The organism is Nocardia uniformis NBRC 13702 (genome assembly GCF_001613345.1).
Lineage (GTDB): Bacteria > Actinomycetota > Actinomycetes > Mycobacteriales > Mycobacteriaceae > Nocardia > Nocardia uniformis.
In genome coordinates, this window is sequence record NZ_BDCE01000086.1 from 41,454 (window position 1) to 59,926 (window position 18,473).

18 protein-coding genes are annotated in these 18,473 nt (G+C 66.9%); 4 read left to right on the plus strand and 14 right to left on the minus strand.

Annotated elements, in window-relative coordinates:
• Positions 1-2: 2 nt before the first annotated feature.
• Both tal and tkt read right to left on the minus strand, forming a co-directional pair.
• Positions 3-1,136 (minus strand): transaldolase, encoded by a 1,134-nt coding sequence (tal, locus tag NU1_RS31580; RefSeq protein WP_067527129.1) that lies wholly within the window; start codon positions 1,134-1,136, stop codon positions 3-5.
• Positions 1,137-1,141: 5 nt separating this feature from the next.
• Positions 1,142-3,286: a transketolase gene (tkt, locus tag NU1_RS31585; RefSeq protein ID WP_067527130.1), complete on the minus strand. Its 2,145-nt coding sequence runs from the start codon at positions 3,284-3,286 to the stop codon at positions 1,142-1,144.
• A gap of 357 nt (positions 3,287-3,643) precedes the next feature.
• Here tkt and NU1_RS31590 point away from each other — a divergent pair, with 357 nt between their 5' ends.
• On the plus strand, positions 3,644-4,651 hold the full coding sequence (locus NU1_RS31590; protein WP_084521996.1) for a heme o synthase: 1,008 nt from the start codon (positions 3,644-3,646) through the stop codon (positions 4,649-4,651).
• 3 nt (positions 4,652-4,654) lie between these two features.
• On the opposite strand, the gene NU1_RS31595 is transcribed toward NU1_RS31590, so the two are convergent.
• From NU1_RS31595 to NU1_RS31655, 11 genes are all read right to left on the minus strand, one after another.
• Complete coding sequence (locus NU1_RS31595) at positions 4,655-6,331, minus strand: Na(+)/H(+) antiporter subunit D (RefSeq protein ID WP_067527132.1); 1,677 nt, start codon at positions 6,329-6,331, stop codon at positions 4,655-4,657.
• Positions 6,321-6,581, minus strand: coding sequence for a hypothetical protein (locus NU1_RS31600; protein ID WP_067527133.1), 261 nt, complete (start codon positions 6,579-6,581; stop codon positions 6,321-6,323). Before NU1_RS31600 ends, NU1_RS31595 begins: the two co-directional genes overlap by 11 nt.
• Positions 6,578-8,035, minus strand: coding sequence for a proton-conducting transporter transmembrane domain-containing protein (locus NU1_RS31605; RefSeq protein ID WP_067527134.1), 1,458 nt, complete (start codon positions 8,033-8,035; stop codon positions 6,578-6,580). The genes NU1_RS31600 and NU1_RS31605 overlap by 4 nt, the downstream gene beginning before the upstream one ends.
• A gap of 1 nt (position 8,036) precedes the next feature.
• The gene (locus NU1_RS31610) at positions 8,037-9,512 is read right to left on the minus strand and encodes a monovalent cation/H+ antiporter subunit D family protein (protein WP_067527135.1); all 1,476 of its coding nucleotides are present in this window, start codon (positions 9,510-9,512) and stop codon (positions 8,037-8,039) included.
• Positions 9,509-9,880, minus strand: a complete 372-nt coding sequence (locus NU1_RS31615; protein ID WP_067527136.1) for a cation:proton antiporter subunit C — start codon at positions 9,878-9,880, stop codon at positions 9,509-9,511. The genes NU1_RS31610 and NU1_RS31615 overlap by 4 nt, the downstream gene beginning before the upstream one ends.
• On the minus strand, positions 9,877-10,866 hold the full coding sequence (locus NU1_RS31620) for a DUF4040 domain-containing protein (protein WP_067527137.1): 990 nt from the start codon (positions 10,864-10,866) through the stop codon (positions 9,877-9,879). Before NU1_RS31620 ends, NU1_RS31615 begins: the two co-directional genes overlap by 4 nt.
• Positions 10,863-11,183: a monovalent cation/H(+) antiporter subunit G gene (mnhG, locus tag NU1_RS31625; RefSeq protein WP_067527138.1), complete on the minus strand. Its 321-nt coding sequence runs from the start codon at positions 11,181-11,183 to the stop codon at positions 10,863-10,865. The genes NU1_RS31620 and mnhG overlap by 4 nt, the downstream gene beginning before the upstream one ends.
• The gene (locus NU1_RS31630) at positions 11,180-11,467 is read right to left on the minus strand and encodes an MrpF/PhaF family protein (RefSeq protein ID WP_067527139.1); all 288 of its coding nucleotides are present in this window, start codon (positions 11,465-11,467) and stop codon (positions 11,180-11,182) included. The genes mnhG and NU1_RS31630 overlap by 4 nt, the downstream gene beginning before the upstream one ends.
• Positions 11,467-11,940 (minus strand): Na+/H+ antiporter subunit E, encoded by a 474-nt coding sequence (locus NU1_RS31635; RefSeq protein WP_084521988.1) that lies wholly within the window; start codon positions 11,938-11,940, stop codon positions 11,467-11,469. The genes NU1_RS31630 and NU1_RS31635 overlap by 1 nt, the downstream gene beginning before the upstream one ends.
• A 567-nt stretch (positions 11,941-12,507) precedes the next feature.
• Positions 12,508-14,202 carry a nuclease-related domain-containing protein gene (locus tag NU1_RS31645; protein ID WP_067527142.1) on the minus strand — a complete coding sequence of 565 codons (1,695 nt, stop codon included), beginning with the start codon at positions 14,200-14,202 and terminating at the stop codon, positions 12,508-12,510.
• Positions 14,203-14,448: 246 nt separating this feature from the next.
• Complete coding sequence (locus NU1_RS31655; protein ID WP_067527144.1) at positions 14,449-15,918, minus strand: FAD-dependent monooxygenase; 1,470 nt, start codon at positions 15,916-15,918, stop codon at positions 14,449-14,451.
• Positions 15,919-16,004: 86 nt separating this feature from the next.
• On the opposite strand from NU1_RS31655, the gene NU1_RS31660 reads away from it, so the two are divergent.
• Positions 16,005-16,607 (plus strand): TetR/AcrR family transcriptional regulator, encoded by a 603-nt coding sequence (locus NU1_RS31660; protein ID WP_067527145.1) that lies wholly within the window; start codon positions 16,005-16,007, stop codon positions 16,605-16,607.
• Positions 16,608-16,647: 40 nt separating this feature from the next.
• Positions 16,648-17,028 (plus strand): nuclear transport factor 2 family protein, encoded by a 381-nt coding sequence (locus NU1_RS31665; protein WP_067527146.1) that lies wholly within the window; start codon positions 16,648-16,650, stop codon positions 17,026-17,028.
• Between the two features lie 3 nt (positions 17,029-17,031).
• Here NU1_RS31665 and NU1_RS31670 read toward each other — a convergent pair whose 3' ends face one another.
• Positions 17,032-18,000 carry a quinone oxidoreductase family protein gene (locus NU1_RS31670; protein ID WP_067527197.1) on the minus strand — a complete coding sequence of 323 codons (969 nt, stop codon included), beginning with the start codon at positions 17,998-18,000 and terminating at the stop codon, positions 17,032-17,034.
• An 82-nt stretch (positions 18,001-18,082) separates the two neighbouring features.
• On the opposite strand from NU1_RS31670, the gene NU1_RS31675 reads away from it, so the two are divergent.
• Positions 18,083-18,433, plus strand: a complete 351-nt coding sequence (locus NU1_RS31675) for a hypothetical protein (protein ID WP_067527198.1) — start codon at positions 18,083-18,085, stop codon at positions 18,431-18,433.
• Positions 18,434-18,473 lie beyond the last annotated feature (40 nt).

The following is an 18,473-nucleotide window of genomic DNA, read 5'->3' on the forward strand; positions in this document are numbered from 1 at the left end:
CGTCAGTTGCCTCCGGCCGCCACGAGCTGTTCTGTTGTCGCTGTGAGCAATTCGCCCCACGACGCGGTGAATTTGTCCACGCCCTCGGTCTCGAGGACCTTGAAGACGTCGTCGAGGTCGATACCGACGGTCGTGAGCGCGTCGAACACCCGCTGCGACTCCTCGGCGGTCCCGGACAGCGTGTCGCCCTTGATCTCCGCGTGATCGGCGACGGCCGCGAGGGTCTTCTCCGGCAGCGTATTCACCGTATTGCGTCCCACCAGTTCGGTGACGTACATGGTGTCGGAGTACTCCGGGTTCTTCACACCGGTCGACGCCCACAGCGGGCGCTGCTTGGTCGCACCCGCCGACGCGGCCAGGTGGGCGTAGGTGGAGGTGTGCTTGCCGCCGTCGAAGATATCCTGGTAGGCGGCATAGGCCAAGCGCGCGTTGGCGATTCCGGCCTTACCGCGCAGCTCCAGGGCCTCCGGGGTGCCGATGGCCTCGAGACGCTTGTCGATCTCGGAATCCACCCGGGAGACGAAGAACGAAGCGACGGACTGGATCTTGGCCGGATCGTGGCCGTTGATCTGGGCGTTGGCCACGCCCTCCAGGTACGCGCCCATGACGGACTTGTACCGGGCGACCGAGAAGATCAGGGTCACATTCACACTGATGCCCTCGGCGATCACCCGCGAAATCGCGGGCAGACCGGCCTCGGTGGCGGGAATCTTGATGAACAGGTTGGGCCGGTCCACGATCTTCCACAGCTCGATGGCCTGGGCGACGGTGCCGTCGGTGTCGAACGCCAGGCGCGGGTCGACCTCGATGGAGACGCGGCCGTCCACACCCTGGGACTGCTCGAAGACGGGGGCGAACACATCGCACGCCGCGCGCACATCGTCGGTGGTGATGGTGCGCACGGCCTGGTCGGCGTCGGCGCCCTGGGCGGCGAGATCGCGCACCTGGCCGTCGTACGAATGACCCTTGCTGAGCGCGCCCTGGAAGATTGTCGGGTTGGTGGTGACACCGACGACATTCCACGTGGCAATCAGTTCGGCGAGATTGCCGGACTGAATGCGGTCACGGGAAAGATCGTCGAGCCATACCGAAACCCCGGCGGCGGACAGTGCCGCGGTGTTCGGGTTCTGGGTCATGGTCCTTATCCCTTCACCTTGTCGAGCGAGCGAATGGCGGCCGCGACGGTGGCATCGGCGGTGATGCCGAACTCGCGGAACAGCGTCTTGTAGTCGGCCGAGGCACCGAAGTGCTCGATCGACACGGCCTCACCGGCATCGCCGATGAAACGGTGCCACGGCATCGCGATCCCGGCTTCCACGGTGACCCGCGCCTTCACGGCGGGCGGGAGCACCGAATCGCGGTAGGCCTGATCCTGCGCGTCGAACCACTCCACACACGGAATGGACACCACGCGGGTACCGATGCCCTGTGTCTCCAGCGTAGTGCGAGCCTCCACCGCGAGGTGGAGCTCGGAACCGGTGGCGATCAGGATCACCTGCGGTGTGCCGGTGGATGATTCGGCCAGCACGTAGCCGCCCTTGGCCACACCCTCGTAGGAGGTGCCCTCGAGGATCGGCAGATCCTGGCGGGTCAGCGCCAGCGCCGACGGGCCGTCCTGGTGCGGTGGCTCGGAGACCGAGAAGTGCGAGTGCCGCTCGGAGGAGTCGCGCTCCAGAATGGTGCGCCACGCGTAGGTGGTCTCGTTGGCGTCACCCGGACGCACCACATTCAAGCCCGGAATGGCGCGCAGCGCGGCCAGGTGCTCGATCGGCTGGTGGGTCGGGCCGTCCTCGCCGAGACCGATGGAGTCGTGGGTCCACACGTAGGTGACCGGGGTGCGCATGAGCGCGGCCAGCCGCACCGCGGGCCGCATGTAGTCGGAGAACACCAGGAAGGTGCCGCCGTACGGGCGGGTCGGGCCGTGCAGCGCGATGCCATTGAGGATCGAGCCCATAGCGTGCTCACGCACACCGAAGTGCAGGGTGCGGCCGTACGGATTGGCCTTCCACATACCGGTGGAGATTTCCTCCGGACCGAAGGACGGCGCACCCGGCATGGTGGTGTTGTTGGATTCGGCGAGGTCGGCCGAACCGCCCCACAGCTCCGGCAGCACCGGCGCGAGCGCGGCGAGGACCTTGCCGGACGCCTTGCGGGTGGCCATACCCTTCGGATCCGGCGCGTGCACCGGAAGTTCCGCGGCCCAGCCCTCGGGCAGGCGACGTTCCTTCAGACGATCGAAGAGCGCCTTGTTTTCCGGGTTGGCGGTCGCCCACGCGTCGAACTGTTCCTGCCAGGCGGCCTTGGCGGCCTTGGCGCGATCGGCCACATTGCCGCGGGTGTGCGCGATGATCGCGGGGTCGACGTCGAAGTTCTTCTCCGGGTCGAAGCCCAGGATCTTCTTGGTCGCGGCGACTTCGTCGGCACCCAGTGCGGAGCCGTGCGAGGCACCGGTATTCATCTTGTTCGGTGCCGGGTAGCCGATGATGGTGCGCAGGATGATGATCGACGGCTTATCGGTCACCGCCTGGGCCTCGGCGACGGCGGCCTCGATACCGGTCACGTTCTCGCCGCCGTCGACGGTGACGACGTGCCAGCCGTAGGCGCGGTAGCGCGCGGCGGTGTCCTCGGTGAGGGCGATCCGGGTGTCGTCCTCGATGGAGATGCGGTTGTCGTCATAGAACAGGATCAGGTTGCCCAGCTGCTGGGTGCCCGCCAGCGAGCAGGCCTCGGAGGTGACGCCCTCTTCGATATCGCCGTCGGAGGCGATGACGTAGACGAAGTGGTCGAAGGCACTGCGGCCCTGCGCCGCTTCGGGATCGAAGAGTCCACGCTCACGACGCGCCGCCATCGCCATACCGACCGCCGACGCCAGACCCTGGCCGAGCGGACCGGTGGTGATCTCGACGCCATCGGTGTGCCGGTACTCCGGGTGGCCCGGGGTGAGCGAACCCCACTTGCGCAGGTTCACCAGATCGTCGAGCTCCAGGCCGAAGCCCGCCAGGTACAGCTGGACGTACTGGGTGAGGCTGGAATGCCCGCAGGAGAGGACGAACCGGTCACGACCCACCCAGTGGGTATCGCTCGGGTCGAACCGCATCACTCGCTGAAAGAGCGTGTACGCCAGGGGCGCAAGGCTCATCGCGGTGCCGGGATGGCCATTGCCCGCGTTCTGCACCGCGTCGGCGGCGAGCAGCCGGGCGGTGTCGACGGCCCTGGTGTCGACGTCGGTCCAGTCGGCGGGGTGGTGGGACTGAGTGAGGGCGCGGATGTCGTCTGTGACTGACACGACCGAGGTTCTCCTGACCTTCTCGTCAACGATGGATATCGGCGGCTGGTTCGCTGCGGGTGATGCCGGTGCGACGGGACCGCACCGATATACCCACCACCCTAAGGGTGAGCGTTTCGCGGCCACGCGGGAACCCGCTTTCACCGGCCGTCGTGTCGTATGTTCGCGTCCGCGCGCGGACCTGTTCGTGACCTCTCGCGGATACCGGCGCGGAGCGGTCTCGGGCGACCCGTGGCCAGACCTGGGCGAGAGCACGGTCCGGCACGGTCTACCATGCTCTGTAGTAGTGGCCGCGCCGCACTGATCTGTCGTCTTCGGAACGTGAGAGCGCGCTGCTGGTTCCACGACCGGATCAACATGCACTTTGTGCGAGGAGAAACAGTGCGGATTGGGCAACAACCCGGTGGGGGGCACGGTTCCTCCGGAACGGTGCTGGCCGACCGCGTGACGGGTACCGGGCCGCTGTCGGCGGGCGTGCGGCGCGTACTCGCCTACATCGCGCTCACCAAACCTCGCGTAATCGAGTTGCTGCTCGTAGCGACCATCCCCACCATGCTGCTGGCCGACCGCGGCCACGCCGACCTCGGCCTGATTCTGGCCACCCTGTTCGGTGGCTGGATGGGTGCGGCGAGCGCGAACACACTCAATTGCGTCGCCGACGCCGATATCGACAAGGTGATGAAGCGGACATCCAAGCGTCCGCTCGCGCGGGAGGCCGTGCCGACCCGCAATGCCGCCATCTTCGGTATCGCCCTGGGGCTGGGATCGTTCGCATGGCTGTGGTGGCAGGCGAATCTGCTCAGCGGTGCGCTGGTGGTGGCGACGATCCTGTTCTACGTCTTCGTCTATACCCTCGGCCTCAAGCGCCGTACCTCGCAGAATGTGGTGTGGGGCGGCGCGGCCGGTTGTATGCCCGTCCTGGTCGGTTGGTCCGCGGTGACCGGTTCGATCGCTTGGCCCGCCGTCGCGCTGTTCGCGGTGATCTTCTTCTGGACGCCGCCGCACACCTGGGCGCTGGCCATGCGCTACAAGGAGGACTACCGCGCCGCCGGTGTCCCCATGCTGCCGGTGGTCGCCACCGAGCAGGAAGTCACCAAGCAGATCGTCATCTACACCTGGCTCACCGTGCTGGCCACCCTCGCGCTGGTCCCCGCCGCCGGTGTGATCTACGCGGCAACGGCTCTGGTCGCGGGCGCCTGGTTCCTGCTCATGGCGCATCAGCTGTATTCGGGTGTGCGCCGGGGCGAATCGGTGAAGCCGCTGCGGCTGTTCCTGCAGTCCAACAACTATCTGGCCGTCGTATTCTGCGGCCTGGCCGTGGACGCGGTCCTGGGCTGGACCACCATCGGCGACTTCCTGTCCTGACGCTCAGAGCAGCGAGAAGAGCAGGACGAGACCGAGGGCGATCGACAGCCACCACACCGTGGTGCCGGTCGACCACAGTTCGGCGAACCGGCCGTCGGGGCGCAGTGGGCGCGCCGCCTTGGCGCGCAGGACCGCCACGCGCTCACGAGGTAGGGCCGCGCGGATACCGGCCACACCCGCTAGTGCGGTACGCCACAGGTACGGCGCACTCTTGCGGTACAGCACGTCGGCGTCGAGGTTCACCGACCGCAGCTCCGGCGGGTACCGGCCGGTCCGAATCAATACCGTGAACGCCAGTGCCGCGAATATCAACAGCTGCAACTGATTCACCACGTGCGCGGTCGTATACGGCGAGTAGTCCACCGCGAACGGCAAGATGTTGTACAGCAGCCCGGGGACAATGCCGATCACCAGGCACGCCGCGGCCGACAGACCCATCGCCACCCGCATATTGATCGGCGCCTCGGCCACCCGGTGCCCGCGGTCGCGTCCGAAGAACGCGATGTACGGGATCTTGATCCCCGTATGCAGCAGTACACCCACCGAGGAGAGCAGCAGTACCAGCCAGAGCACCAACCGATGCTCCTGTCCGGCGGCATCCATGATCATCGACTTGGTGGCGAATCCGGAGAACAACGGAACCGCCGCCGTCGACGCGGCCCCGATCATGCAGAACACCGCGGTCTGCGGCATCGACCGGTACAGCCCACCCAATTCCGAACCCTTGATGGTGCCCACGCGGAACAGCACCGCCCCCATCGCCATGAACAGCAGGCTCTTGTACAGGATGTGCGCGAAGGCGTGCGCCACCGCGCCATTGACGCCGAGTTCGCCACCGATGCCGATGCCCACGACGATGAAACCCAGCTGATTGATCAGGCTGTAGACCAGCACCCTGCGCAGATCGTTCTCGATAAGGGCGTAGAAGATCGGGAATACCGCCATGACCGCGCCGACCCAGACAAGCAGCTCGGTGTCGGCGAATCCCCGGGCGAGGACATAGATCGCGAACTTGGTCGTGAAGGTCGACAGGATAACGGTCCCCACGACACCGGCTTCGGGATAGATATCGGGCAGCCAGGCGTGTACCACCGGGAACGCGGCCTTGATGCCGACCGCGAAGAGAATCAAGCCGCCCGAGAAGCCATCCAACCCAATGTATTCGAATGCCAGGCCATGCCCGTCCCGCACCCACAGCGCGATACCCGCCAGCAGCAGGATGCCCGACAGCACCTGCACCACCAGGTACCGCTGCCCGGCGCGGAAGCTGCGGTCGGTACCACGCGCGAAAACCAGTACCACCGAGGCGATACCCACCAGCTCCCAGCAGATGAACAGCGTCAACAGGTCCCCCGCCAGCACCCCGCCAACGGCCGCGCCCGCGTACGCCAGGGTCGCGATCTGTTGCATCGGCCGATGCTCATGCAGCGAGTAGACGAGGCCCAGGCAGGCGGCGATCAGGAAGACGGTGGCGAATACCCGCCCGAGGGCGTCGACGCGCATTGGTTCGAGGGTGAGCCCGAATACCTCGAAGGTCCCGGCGCTGCCCTCGGGCAGTGTCCACAGCAATACCAGCGCCACCACCGGAAGCGCGAGCATCCACACCGTCCGCCACCGGCCCCGTAACAGCGGCACCGGCAGCGCGCCCAGCAGCAGTATCCACGCGGGGTCAGCGAGCATCGTCGTCCCCGGGTTCGTAGTAGTCCTCGTCGCGGCGCAGCACCCGCCGCAATTGCTTGGCCACGAGCACCAGCGCGAAGCTGACACCGAAACCGAACAGGCCGTAGAAGCCGAACACCCGCTCCACCCCGAAGTGCGGATGTTTGACGTACACGAGATCGGCGAGGAACAGCACTACGCCGATCCCGGCCAGCGCGTACACCAGCCGCGTGACATTGCCCGGAATATCGAGCCAGCGTGGGTCTTTCACGTCAGCATCCCCAGTCGATCGACGAGCAGGGGAGCGGTGAAGAACAGGGCGACGCAACCGGCCGCGGTCAGCACGGGCGGGGCCACCACGGTCCACGGGGCCGCCCCGTGGGCCACCGGCTGCGCGGGTGTCCGGAAGAATCCCCGCACCACGATCGGCATGAGATACCCCAGTGCCAGCAGGGTCCCGACCGCGAGCACTCCGATCATGACGCGCTGTTGGGCGTCCGCGGCACCCAGCAGCAGGAGCCATTTACTCCACATACCGCCCGTCGGGGGGAGCCCGACAATCGATAGCGCGGCCACCGTGAACGCACCGAAGGTCCAGGGCATCATCCGGCCGAGCCCATCCAGGTCGCTGACCGAATTGCGGCCGGTAGCCACGAAAATCGCACCGGCGCAGAAGAACAGCGTGATCTTGCCGAACGCATGGGTGACCAGGTGCAGGGAGCCTCCGGCCAGCGCGAGGTCGGTGGCCAGGGTCGCGGCCAGCACGATATAGGCCAGCTGACTCACCGTCGAATACGCCAGCCGACGTTTCAGGTTGTCCGATCGGAGCGCGATCACACCGGCCGTTATCAGGGTGAACGCCGCCACCCACATCATCGGTTTCGCGATACCGCCGGCGGTGAGAGTATCGAGCCCGAATACGTAGATCGCGACCTTCAGTACCGCGAAACCGCCTGCCTTGACCACCGCGACGGCGTGCAGGAGCGCCGAGACCGGTGTCGGCGCGACCATCGCCGCGGGCAGCCAGCGATGGAACGGCATCAGCGCCGCCTTGCCGATTCCGAACAGGTACAGCGCGAACAGCACCGTCAGTGTGACCGGCCCCGCCTGTCCGGCCAGCAGACCGCCCGCGCGAAAGTCGGTGGTGCCCGCCAACTGCCAGGTCCAGATGATGGCGGGCAGGAGAAGGCCGATCGATGTCGTCAACAGCAGCGCCAGGTATACGCGCACGCCACGGCGGCTGACCAGCCCGCCCTGATGGGCGACCAGCGGCCACGTCGCCAGCGTGAGCGCCTCGTACCCGATGAACAGCGTAATCAGGTTGTCCGACAGGGCGATCCACATGGTGGCGCCGATCGCGATCGCGAAGAAGGCATAGAACCGCGTCTGGTGCGGCTGGTTCGTACTTCGCATGTATCCGATCGAGAAGACCGTCGTCAGCGGCCACAGCACCGCGGCGACGGACGCGAACAGCAGACCCAGCGGCTCTACCTCGAATCCCAATGTCAGGCCCGGCAGCCAGTCCCACAGCCGGAACTCCATATGGTCGTCGACCCGTGGCCACAAGCTGAGCGTCAGGACCGCCAGTGCGACACCGGTGACCAGGGACGCTGCCTCTCGCGGATTGGGGCGTCCGCGCAGCGCGGCCACGGCCGCCGCGCCGATCAACGGCAACAACACCAGGACGGGTAGGGCGAATGCCTGACCGGGGCCGGTCCAGCTCATGTCACTCACCTCCCGTCAGGAGGAAGTCCGCGGCGCGCTCGGCCAGCCCGGCGGAGATCGTCGCGTCCACTCCGAGATACACCGATAGCGCGACCAGCATCCACATGGCGATGGCCATGGTCCGGGGTACCGGTCGCCTCGTGGGGGTCTCGAGCGGTGCGTGAAACCAGGCGGCCTCGACAATGCGCCCCACATAGACCATCGCCAGCAGCGAACTCACCAGCACGGCGACCAGCACCAGCACCTGGCCCTGCTCGATCAGCGCGGTGGCGAGCGCCCACTTGGCGACGAATCCGGCCGTGAACGGGAGTCCCACCAGCCCCGCCCCGGTGATGACGATCGCGCCGAAGGTCCACGGCATGGTGCGCGCCAACCCGGAGAGGTTCTCCAACCGCACCGCACCCAGCCGCAGCACCAAGATTCCGGCGGCCGCGAACAGCGCGCCCTTGGTCACCGAGTGCCCGATCATCTGGAGGTACGACGCGGTGAGCCCGGCTGTCGTCGCAAGACTGAATCCCGCGACGATATAACCGATTTGGGCGACACTGGACCATGCGAGCAGGTACTTGAGATCGGTCTGAAAACACGCAATGGCGGATCCGACCACCATGCCCAGGCATGCCAGCACCAATCCGATGACGCCGATCGGCATTATTCCGAACACCAGCGCCGTCCCGAAAGTGGTGAACGCCAGTCGGATAAAGAGATAGATCGCCACCTTCGTGCCGGTGGCGGACAGGAACACCGACACCGCCGACGGCGCCTCCGCGTACGCACCCGGCAACCAGCTGTGCAGCGGGAACACCGCCATCTTCACCGCCAGACCGACGAAGACGAACGCCACCGCGGCGGTCAGCGCGCGGTTTCCGTAGATCTCGGGCAGCCGAGTGGCGAGGTCGGCCATATTGAGCGACCCCGTCACCGAATAGGCCAGGCCGATGCCGATCAGAATGAATACCGCGCCGATGGAGCCCACGATCAGATACTGAAACGCGGCCAGCAGCGCTCGCCGCCTCCTGCCCATCGCGATCAGCGCGTACGACGACAGGGACGCGATCTCGATGAATACGAACGCGTTGAACGCGTCACCGGTGGCGGTGATACCCAACAGTCCGGTCAGGACGAGACACAGGCAGGCGTAGACGAGCGGAATACGCGAGCTCTCGATCTCCGTGACCAGATTGCGTTTGCTGTAGATCGCGACGATTACCGCGATACCCGAAACGAGCAGCAGCAGTGGCGTATTGAACGGCGCGATCACGTACTCGATACCGACCGGTGCGTCCCAGCCGCCCATCGCGTAGCGCACCACCTCGCCGTCGGCGACCCGCACCGCCAATACGGTCGCGCAGGCCAGCGCACCGCAGGCCACCAGGAGAAACGACAGCCACGCCGCCCGCGCCGACCTGGTCAACGCGCACAGGGGTGCGCCCAGCAGGGGGATGATCACCTGTAGGGCAGGCACCTGATCGGTCATGGGGCCCCACTGTCGGCGCCGGTCGCGTCGCGTTCGAGAATCTCGCTCTCCTCGATCGATCCGTACGCCTCGAAAATGCGCACGGCCAGCGCGAGGCCCAAGGCCGTGGTGGCCACCCCGACCACGATCGCGGTGAGGATCAGTACGTGCGGCAACGGATTCGAGTACACGGTCACCGCATCGTCGCGCACGATCGGTGCTCGGCCGTTGTCGACCTTGCCGACACTGATGTAGAGCATGAACACCGACACCTGGAAAAGGCTCAGCCCGATCAACTTCTTCAAGAGATTGCCGTGGCTGATCACCGTGTACAGCCCGATCATCATGAGCGCGAAGATGAACAGGTACACATAGTTCGGCGCCGTCATCGCTTCACCCCACGACCGGAGAAGGCGAAGAAGACCGCCACCATGACCGCGGCGACCGTGACGCCGACACCGACTTCGACGAGCAGAATCCCAAGGTGCTGACCGGCTTTCGGATTATCTGGCGAGAACCGGTCGTAGTCCAGGAAACCTCCGCCCGCGATCATGCACGCCACCCCCACGCCGCTGTAGATGAGCACCCCGAGGGGAATCAAGCGCAGCAGCACCGTCGGCGGCACCACCCGCCGAGCGCCGCCGAGACCGAAGACCAACCCGTACAACACGATTCCGGCCGCGAAGATCACACCCGCCTGGAAGCCGCCGCCCGGCCCGTAATCACCGTGGAACAGCACATAGAACGCGAACAGCAGGATGAACGGCATGAGCATCTTGCTGATCACGCGCAGCATTCGATAGTCGGCCAGCGCCGGTTCCCGCCGTCGCCCGTTGCCGACCTGCGGCGGCCGGGTCAGCAGAAGCAGCACCGCCACGCCCGCGGCGAAGATGACGATCAGTTCGCCGAGGGTGTCATAGCCGCGGTAGCTCGCCAATACCGAGGTCACGGTATTCGGGATGCCGATATCGTCCTGGGATCGATGCAGGTACACCTGCGTCACCGGATGCTCCTGCACCGGGGTCCCGGCCCCGCCGAACTGTGGCAGATCCTGACTCGCGTACACCAGCAGACCGCCGACGAACAGCACCGCCAGCCGACCGGGCCAGCGCCGACTGCGATCGGTCACGGTCTCCTGCGACCGGGTGATCGCCAGGACCACCAGGAACAGCACGGTACTTATCCCGACGCCGACAGCCGCCTCGGTGAAGGCCACGTCGACGGCGTCGAGCAGCACGAAAAGGCTCGCGGAGACCAGGCTGAACAGCGCCATCAGCATGGTCGCCTCATACAGGGCACGCATGCGGGCGATCGTGATCGCCGTAGCCGTCAGAATGACGAACAGCGCGATGTTGAGCACCACGAACCAGGTCATCGGTCCCGCTTCTGTCCGGCCCGCCACATGACCACACCGTCGCGGCGGGCGGCCTCCGCCAGCACATGGGTGGCGGTGGGTCCGGTCATCACCATGAACAGCAGGATCAGCACCAGGCGCACGGCGGTATCCCAGTCGGGGGCCTGCACCAGCAGACCGAGGATTATCAGCCCGGCACCCGCCGAATCGGTGACGCCCACGGCGTGACTACGGGTGAAGAAGTCGGGAAAACGCAGCAGCCCCAGGCCACCTGAGATTACGAAAAGACTGCCGGTGAACAGTAATACGGCACTGATGATATCGAGCAGCAGGCTCACAGGCTTCCCCCCTCACCCTCCTGGGCCGGGGCTACCAGATCCTTGTAGTGGGTCAGCCGCAGTACCGCGATGAGCGCCACGAAATTGACCAGTGCGTACAGCAGTGAGATATCGAGATAGTCGGGCCGGCCGGTCAGATAGCCGACCAGTGCGATGAACAGCACCGTCTTGGTGCCGAACATATTGATCGCCAGGGTCCGGTTGTACAGCCCGGGACCGTAGAAGGCCCTGATCAGGGTCAAGACCATGGTGACGACAATGGCGGCGGTGGCGGCGAGCAGCATCAGGGCGCCTCCAGCCGACGCACCTCGGCCAGCATGCGACCGGCCCGCAGCGCCTCGAGATCGGAACGCTGCCAACTGTGCACCCGGACTCCGTCCCCCACGATGTGCAGTGACAGCGTGCCCGGCGTCAGCGTGATCGAATGTCCGTAGATCACCTCACCGAGCGGCGACAGGCCGTCGGTGGGCGCGATGCCGACGGTCGGCTGCAGGTCGGGCCGGGGTAGCCAGGCTTGCCACGCCACCGAGATCGACGATTGGATCACCTGTCCACCGAGCCATAGGCAGAAGCTCGGAATGCGGGGCCACCGTTCGATTTTCGGTGTCGTCCGATCCTCGATTCCGGCGCGCCAGGCGATCAGCACCACCAGGAGCACCGACGCCGTGCCCAGTGTGAGGAGCAGCGGTGTGTAATGCCCGGACAGGATCAGCCAGAACGCCGCCAAGGTCGGGACGAGGGGAATTACTCGACGCATCGAATCACTCTCCCGGTCGGATCGGCGATATCAGCGATTGGCGGGGATGTCTCCGAGCACACGCCCCGCGGTGACTTCGCCGAGGACGTGGTTTCGATCGACGACGGCGACGATGGGGGAGTATGTCCGCATTGTTTTCGAGGCTACAGCCAAGATCACGTCGTACGGCCCGAAGATTGCCGGTTTCGCCGGGATTCTGGGCAGCCGATCGCGCACGGTGCGGCCGGGCGGGCGTGCATCGCGGCCCCGCGCCACGATGTCGGGAAGTCGCTGGACGGTGACCAGTCGGACGGTCTTCGGAGCGGCGGTGCGGGGGGTGGTCGAGGGCGGTAATCCTCGGCAAGATCGCGGGCGTGCATCGTATCCAGCCTCATTAGTGCCAGCGAAGGCTGAGTGGTGGGCGGGAAGTGTCGCAATCATAACGAATTGATGCCCGGATTGTCTGGACTTCCTTGGCATTCAGCTAAAGCCAGGCATCCGCTCGCTCGGCCGGAATCCGCCGCCCAGCACCGGCCCGGTCGATCATGCCGACCGGGGCGTATTGCCCCGATCGCACCGCGCGCCGGGTCAGCAGCCGGGCTGGAACGGGAAGCAGGCGGGGGCGATCGTGGTCGACGGCATGGTCGGATCGGTGCTGGTGGGCGTGGTCGTTGAACGACTGGTGGTGGGCTGGCCAGGCGGCCGCTGCTCGCTGGTGCTGTCGCCGCCGCTCGTGCACGTCGCAGCTACCGCGAGGAAGAGGAACACCACGAGCAGGGCCGCCACTACGGGTAGATCGCGACGACGGCGGCGGCCGGTGGTGGTCTGCTGTGTGGTGTTGTTGTTCCAGAGGGGGAATCCGGGGTCTCCCGCTGCGGGAGAGGAGGATTCGCCGCGTCGGCCGGGATCCGACGGCGCGCTGCCGGGACGCGCTGCCTGGGCCCCCGGTCCCGGCCCGCCGGACTGGGATCCGTGGGACTGCGGTGGGGAACCGGGACGAGACGCGGGGCCGCCCGGAACGTAGGGTGCCGCACCGGATCCGGGTCGCTGCCCTGCGGTCCCGGGGGTTCCCGGGCCGGATGCCGCACCCCCGGAGCCTGTCGCGGCACCCTGTGACGCGAATCCGGCGGCCGAGCCCTGAGGTCCACGACCGGGACCGGAGGCAGGGCCCTGTCCGCCACCGGTGCCCGGTATGCCACGTTGCTCGCCACCGGGACCGGAAGCGCCGCCGTGCCCGGATTCGGACCCTGGTCCGCCCCGCTCCGGCCCGCCGCCCGCTCCGGACGAGATGCCCTGTCCACCACCGGAACCCTGCCCGGCACCCGAACTCTGCCCCTCGGTGCCGGCCGGTGGCCGATCCGCCGAGCTTCGGAAAATAGCTCCAGCCGCCGCGGCCGCCGCTGCTCCCGCTGCCGCGGCACCGGCCACCTTCGCCGTCCGGCCTGCCGATCCGGGCGCACTCGACGGTGGAAGCTGTTGCGCTCCAGCCGCATTCTGCGCGTCGGCACCGGGTACCGGGTTCACCACCGGTACTGCCGCCGGACCCGGCACAATTGCGCCAGGTCCGCCGGACCGCGGTGATTCGCCCTCCGGTTCGGGACCGCCGGGCGGCGCCACGGGCACGGACGGCACCGAACGGGCCGGAGCCGGGGCCGGGGGTGGCGGGGTGCGATCGGCCGAGGGCGGATCGAACCCTTCGCTGACGAGATCGGAATAGGTTGCGGCGGCGGCGAATCCGAGCGCACCCAGTGCCTGTCCCACCTGCGCGGCACCCCAGGCCGGGGCCGCGCCCTCGGCGAGCCTGGTGAAATACGCGCGCAGCGATGACGGCCCATCGCCGAGCAGCACATCGATTCCGGGTGGCATGGCCCCCTTGGACAATTTCAGCCGACTGCCCAGTTGTGGCACCACCAGCACCAGCCCGCTGACCGGCACATGCTCCCGGCCGGGCGCGGCCCGCAATTGGCGCGCCAGTTCCGTGGTCTGCCGTCGTACCCGTTCGAGGGGATTCGCGTCACCGTCGATGGGCGCGGGCGCGTCATCGACCTGCCACGGCTCGTCTTCGGCGCAGTGCAGCGTCCCGTTGATCCGTTCGGTGAATCCGTGCACCGCGATCACCACGCAGGTCTGTGGCGTCCACACCACCACATCGGCGTCTTGGCACTGCACGATCGCGATCCCGGGTACCGCGTGCGGCCCGCTCCACGATTTGAGCCAGTTCACGACGGTCCGCTCGGTACTCGACAACCGCGACGGGTCGTCGTTCCGAACCTTCACCAACATGCAGACTCACCTCTGACCGATTGCCTCAATCCTGTCGGCCGCCCGAACGGTCGCCGCGACCCACCATACGGGTATCCATGGCGGGTCGCGGCGAATCGTCTTGTGCGGCAGGCAGATCATCCAGCATGCCGGGGAGGTTGTCGCGCCCGGGCGGCTCATCCCGGCCGAACCGGCTCCGCGAGAGGCGATTCGATGCCGACCAGTCGGAACCGCAAACTTTCCGTTCGCCCCGATTATCCGGGTCGATCAACCGACGTGTTCGCCGACATAGCCGTCGGGTCGAACGAGTACGCGGGTGCCCTCGATCGCATCGTAGGCGCGGAACGCGGCACCCGTGGGATCGATGAGAGCGCCGTTGCCGGAGGCCGAACTGCGGACGATCGAGGCACTACGGACGATCGAGACGATTCGGGTGCCGTGCTCCGGCGTTCCGATGTCGTCGGAGCCGAAGACCAGCAGCGTCGAGTGCGGTCCACGAAAGAGGTCGAACAGTCGGACCGGTTGCGCGGAGGAGTCCAGCAGCGGCGCGTCGGGTGCGCGGTCACCGGCGAACAGCGTGTTCTCGGCTGTGCCGCGCGGCAGCGGGTTTCGGTAGCTGATATCGAGCTGATGGGTGTTCTCGCCACGCTCCATGGCATCTTCGGCACCCTCGAGGGTCTTTTCGAGGATCTCGGTGGTCAGCCCCAGCACGCGGGCGGCGACCGCGCGGCGCTCGGTCTCGTAGGTATCGAGCAGTGCCTCGGTATCGGGGCCCGGATCACGCAGGGCCGCTTCGAGTTTCCAGCCGAGGTTGTATGCGTCCTGGATACCGGTATTCATGCCCTGACCACCGGTTGGCGGGTGGACGTGGGCGGCATCGCCGGCGAGGAATACGCGGGCGTCACGGAAGCGCTGGGCCAGGCGGATATTGGGCCGCCACACCGTCGACCATGTCAGGTCGGTGAGAACGAGTTCGGGGCGGCCGGCCAGGCGATCGACATAGCCCTGCAGTACATCGAGGGTGGGTTCGGTATCGCGGGTCAGGGGAGCGGCGAATTGGAAGGCACGGCCACCGGGCAGGGGTGATAGGGCGATCCCGTCCATCGGCGCATCGGCGTCGGCGAACCAGTAGCCGAATTCGTGATCGAGGGCATCGGCGCGCACATCGCCGAGGAGCATGCGCACCGATTCGTCGGTACTGCCCGCGAATGGGACACCCAGTAGTTTGCGCACCGTACTGCGACCGCCGTCCGTACCGACGAGAAAATCCGTGCGGACCGTCTCGACACCGACCGCTCCGGACAGCGTCACGGTCACGCCGTCACCGTCCTGAGCGAAATCCACCAGCGTGGTGGACAGTTCGACCGCGACCCCGAAATCCGCCAGCCGCTCCCGCAGCAGCCGTTCGGTCTCCGACTGTCCCAGCATCCACGGATTGGGATAGGGCACAGCGGGTGTCGGCTCCCGCAATTGGCTCATTCGCCGTTCGGCGACGAGTTGCCCGCCGAAATAGGCGCGCATGAGCGGCTGCGGGGTTCCCGCCGCCAGTACGGCATCGAGCACGCCGAGATCGTCGAACACCTCGAGCGTGCGGGGCTGTATGCCGTCCCCCCGAGAACCGGCGAAGAATCGCCCGGCCCGATCGACCACCCGCACCGCCACTCCGCGTCGTGCCAGATCGATCGCGAGGGTGAGGCCGGTGGGACCGGCTCCTGCGACGAGTACCTGCGATGACATAAGCTCTCCATTGGGTGAAACAAGATTCAGTGAATTCAGATTCAGTATTCGAGCTGGTACCTTCCGCTGTCAAGGAGGTGTGGTGAATGAGTGGTAAGCGCCAGGAGCAGGCGGCCGAGACCGAGCAGGCGCTCGAGGCCGCCGCGCGGCAGCTGTTCGCCGAGCGCGGCTATCTGAATACCAAGATCACCGACATCACCGCGGCGGCCGGGCGCGCGGCGGGCTCCTTCTACAACCACTTCGCCAGCAAGGAGGAGCTCCTCCAATCGTTGCTGAAAGACCTTGCCGACGCAGGTGATTCGCGCGCGGAGGGCCCCGACCACAATCCGGACTTCACCGATCCGGAGGCCGTGCGCTTCCACATCAGGGGGTACTGGGACGCCGCCCGCGAGAACTGGCCGGTATTCCGCGCCATGGGTCAGGCCGCGCTGGTCAATGATGAGTTCGCCCGCATCATGGCCGGCTTCACCGCCTCGCAACGTGCGGATGTCGCCGACCACCTCGATGGTTTCGACGCGGCGGGGCTGTCGCTACCGAGCACGCCCGATGCCAGTCTCGCCATGATGTTCCTGGTGGCCACCGGGCTGCTACAGGCCGTCGAGGAGGGCGCGGTCGAACTCACCGATGACGAGGCAGTCGAGGGACTCACTCGATTCGTCTATCGGGGACTCACCGGCCGCGATATCTGATCCTCGCCCCGGCGGCGCCCGCCGAATCTAGAATCGGTGCATGGCCGCCGAGTCGGCGCACGCCGAACTGACCGAGATCTCCAGGGACTGGGCGAGCGCCATCGTGTCGAACGATCCCGCCCGGATCGCGCATTTCATGACCGAGGACTGGGTGATCGTGGCCGAGTCGGGGATCTCGACCCGCGAGGAATTCCTGGCCCTGATCAGTTCGGGCGATCTGACGCATTCGGCCATGGATACGGTCGACGAACCGCGTATTCGCGTGTACGGCGATACGGCGGTGGTGACGGCGCGCGCCACGAATACCGCGCACTACCGCGGTGATCGGTTCGATTCCGATGAGTGGGTCACCGATGTGTTCCTGCGTCGCGATGGCGAGTGGCGTTGTGTCCTCACCCATCTCACCACCGCGAAGGGGTAGCGGCTATCGGGGCAGCAGCACGATGGAGCCGGTTGTCTTGCGCCCCTCCAGGTCCCGATGCGCCTGTTCAGCCTCGGCGAGGGGGTAGGTCGCGCCGATGCGGAGGCGCAGCGTGCCGTCGGCAATGGCGTTCATGACATCGCGTGCGCGCCACAGCAATTCGGCGCGGTCGCGGGTGTAGTGGGCCAGTGTCGGCCGGGTGACGAACAGTGAACCCGAGCCGCTGAGCCGTTGCAGGTCGAACGGCGGCACCGGACCGCTGGCCCCGCCGAACAGCGCCAACATGCCGCGCACCCGCAGCGAGGCCAGGCTGGCCTCGAAGGTGGCCGCGCCGACGCCGTCATAGGCGGCGGCGACACCCACGCCACCGGTGAGTTCGCGTACCTGCGCGGCGAGTTCGTCGCTGTAGCGCAGCACCTCGGCGGCACCGGCCTCGCGGGAGAGCTTCTCCTTCTCCTCGGAGGACACCGTGGTGATGACCCGAACCCCACGCTTGGCAAGCAGCTGGGTGAGGATGAGCCCGACACCGCCCGCCCCGGCGTGCACGAGCACCGCCTCGCCCTGCTCGGGTTTGTAGATCGATTCGGTGAGGTAGTGCGCCGTCATGCCCTGCAACAGCGCCGACGCCGCGACCGGCGCGTCGATCCCCTCGGGCACCGGAATAGCCACGGCCTCGTCCACCGCGACCCGCGCGGCATAACTACCCGGCGCGGCCGCCCACGCGACCTGATCCCCGACCCGGAATTCGGTGACATCCGCCCCGACCGCGGCCACCCGCCCGGTGCCCTCGGCGCCCGGCACATACGGCACGGTCTGCGGATACCGGCCGGTGCGGATATAGGTATCGATGAAATTCACGCCGATGGCGTCGATATCGACCAACAGCTGCTTGGTACCGATAACCGGGTCCGGCACCTCCGTGAACCGAAGGACCTCGGGACCGCCATGCTCGGAAACCTCAATCGCGCGCATGCCTTCCAGTTCTACACCCGTGCCGCGCTGTTGTGGGCGGCGGCACATGGACTCGGTTCTACACGTGGGTAAACTCCTCGGCATGAGCGCTACCGCCGCCCCGGCTTCCGTCACCCTGTCGCCGTCCATCGTCGATTCGGTCAAGGGATTCCTTGCCGAGCACGGTGGTTCCGCCACGGCGGTACCGCAGCCGCTCGGGCGGGTGGGTGTGCGCGTTACCCTCGTCGGTGCCGACGGTGTGCTCGGGGACCGCGTGGTGGCCGATATGGAAACCGCCAAGGCTCTGGTCGCCGCCATCGAGGGTCTGTCCGAGAGCGATGAGTGGGATCGGGAGCTGATCTCGAAGGTCACCCCGGAGAAAGGCCACTGGGCGCGGATGGCCGGGTGGGTCGCCAAGCAGACGCGATTCCCCAAGGGCCGCAACGAGAGCTGAGTTGAGCCACGAATGACCCCGGTGGTCGAGGAGTGCCCGA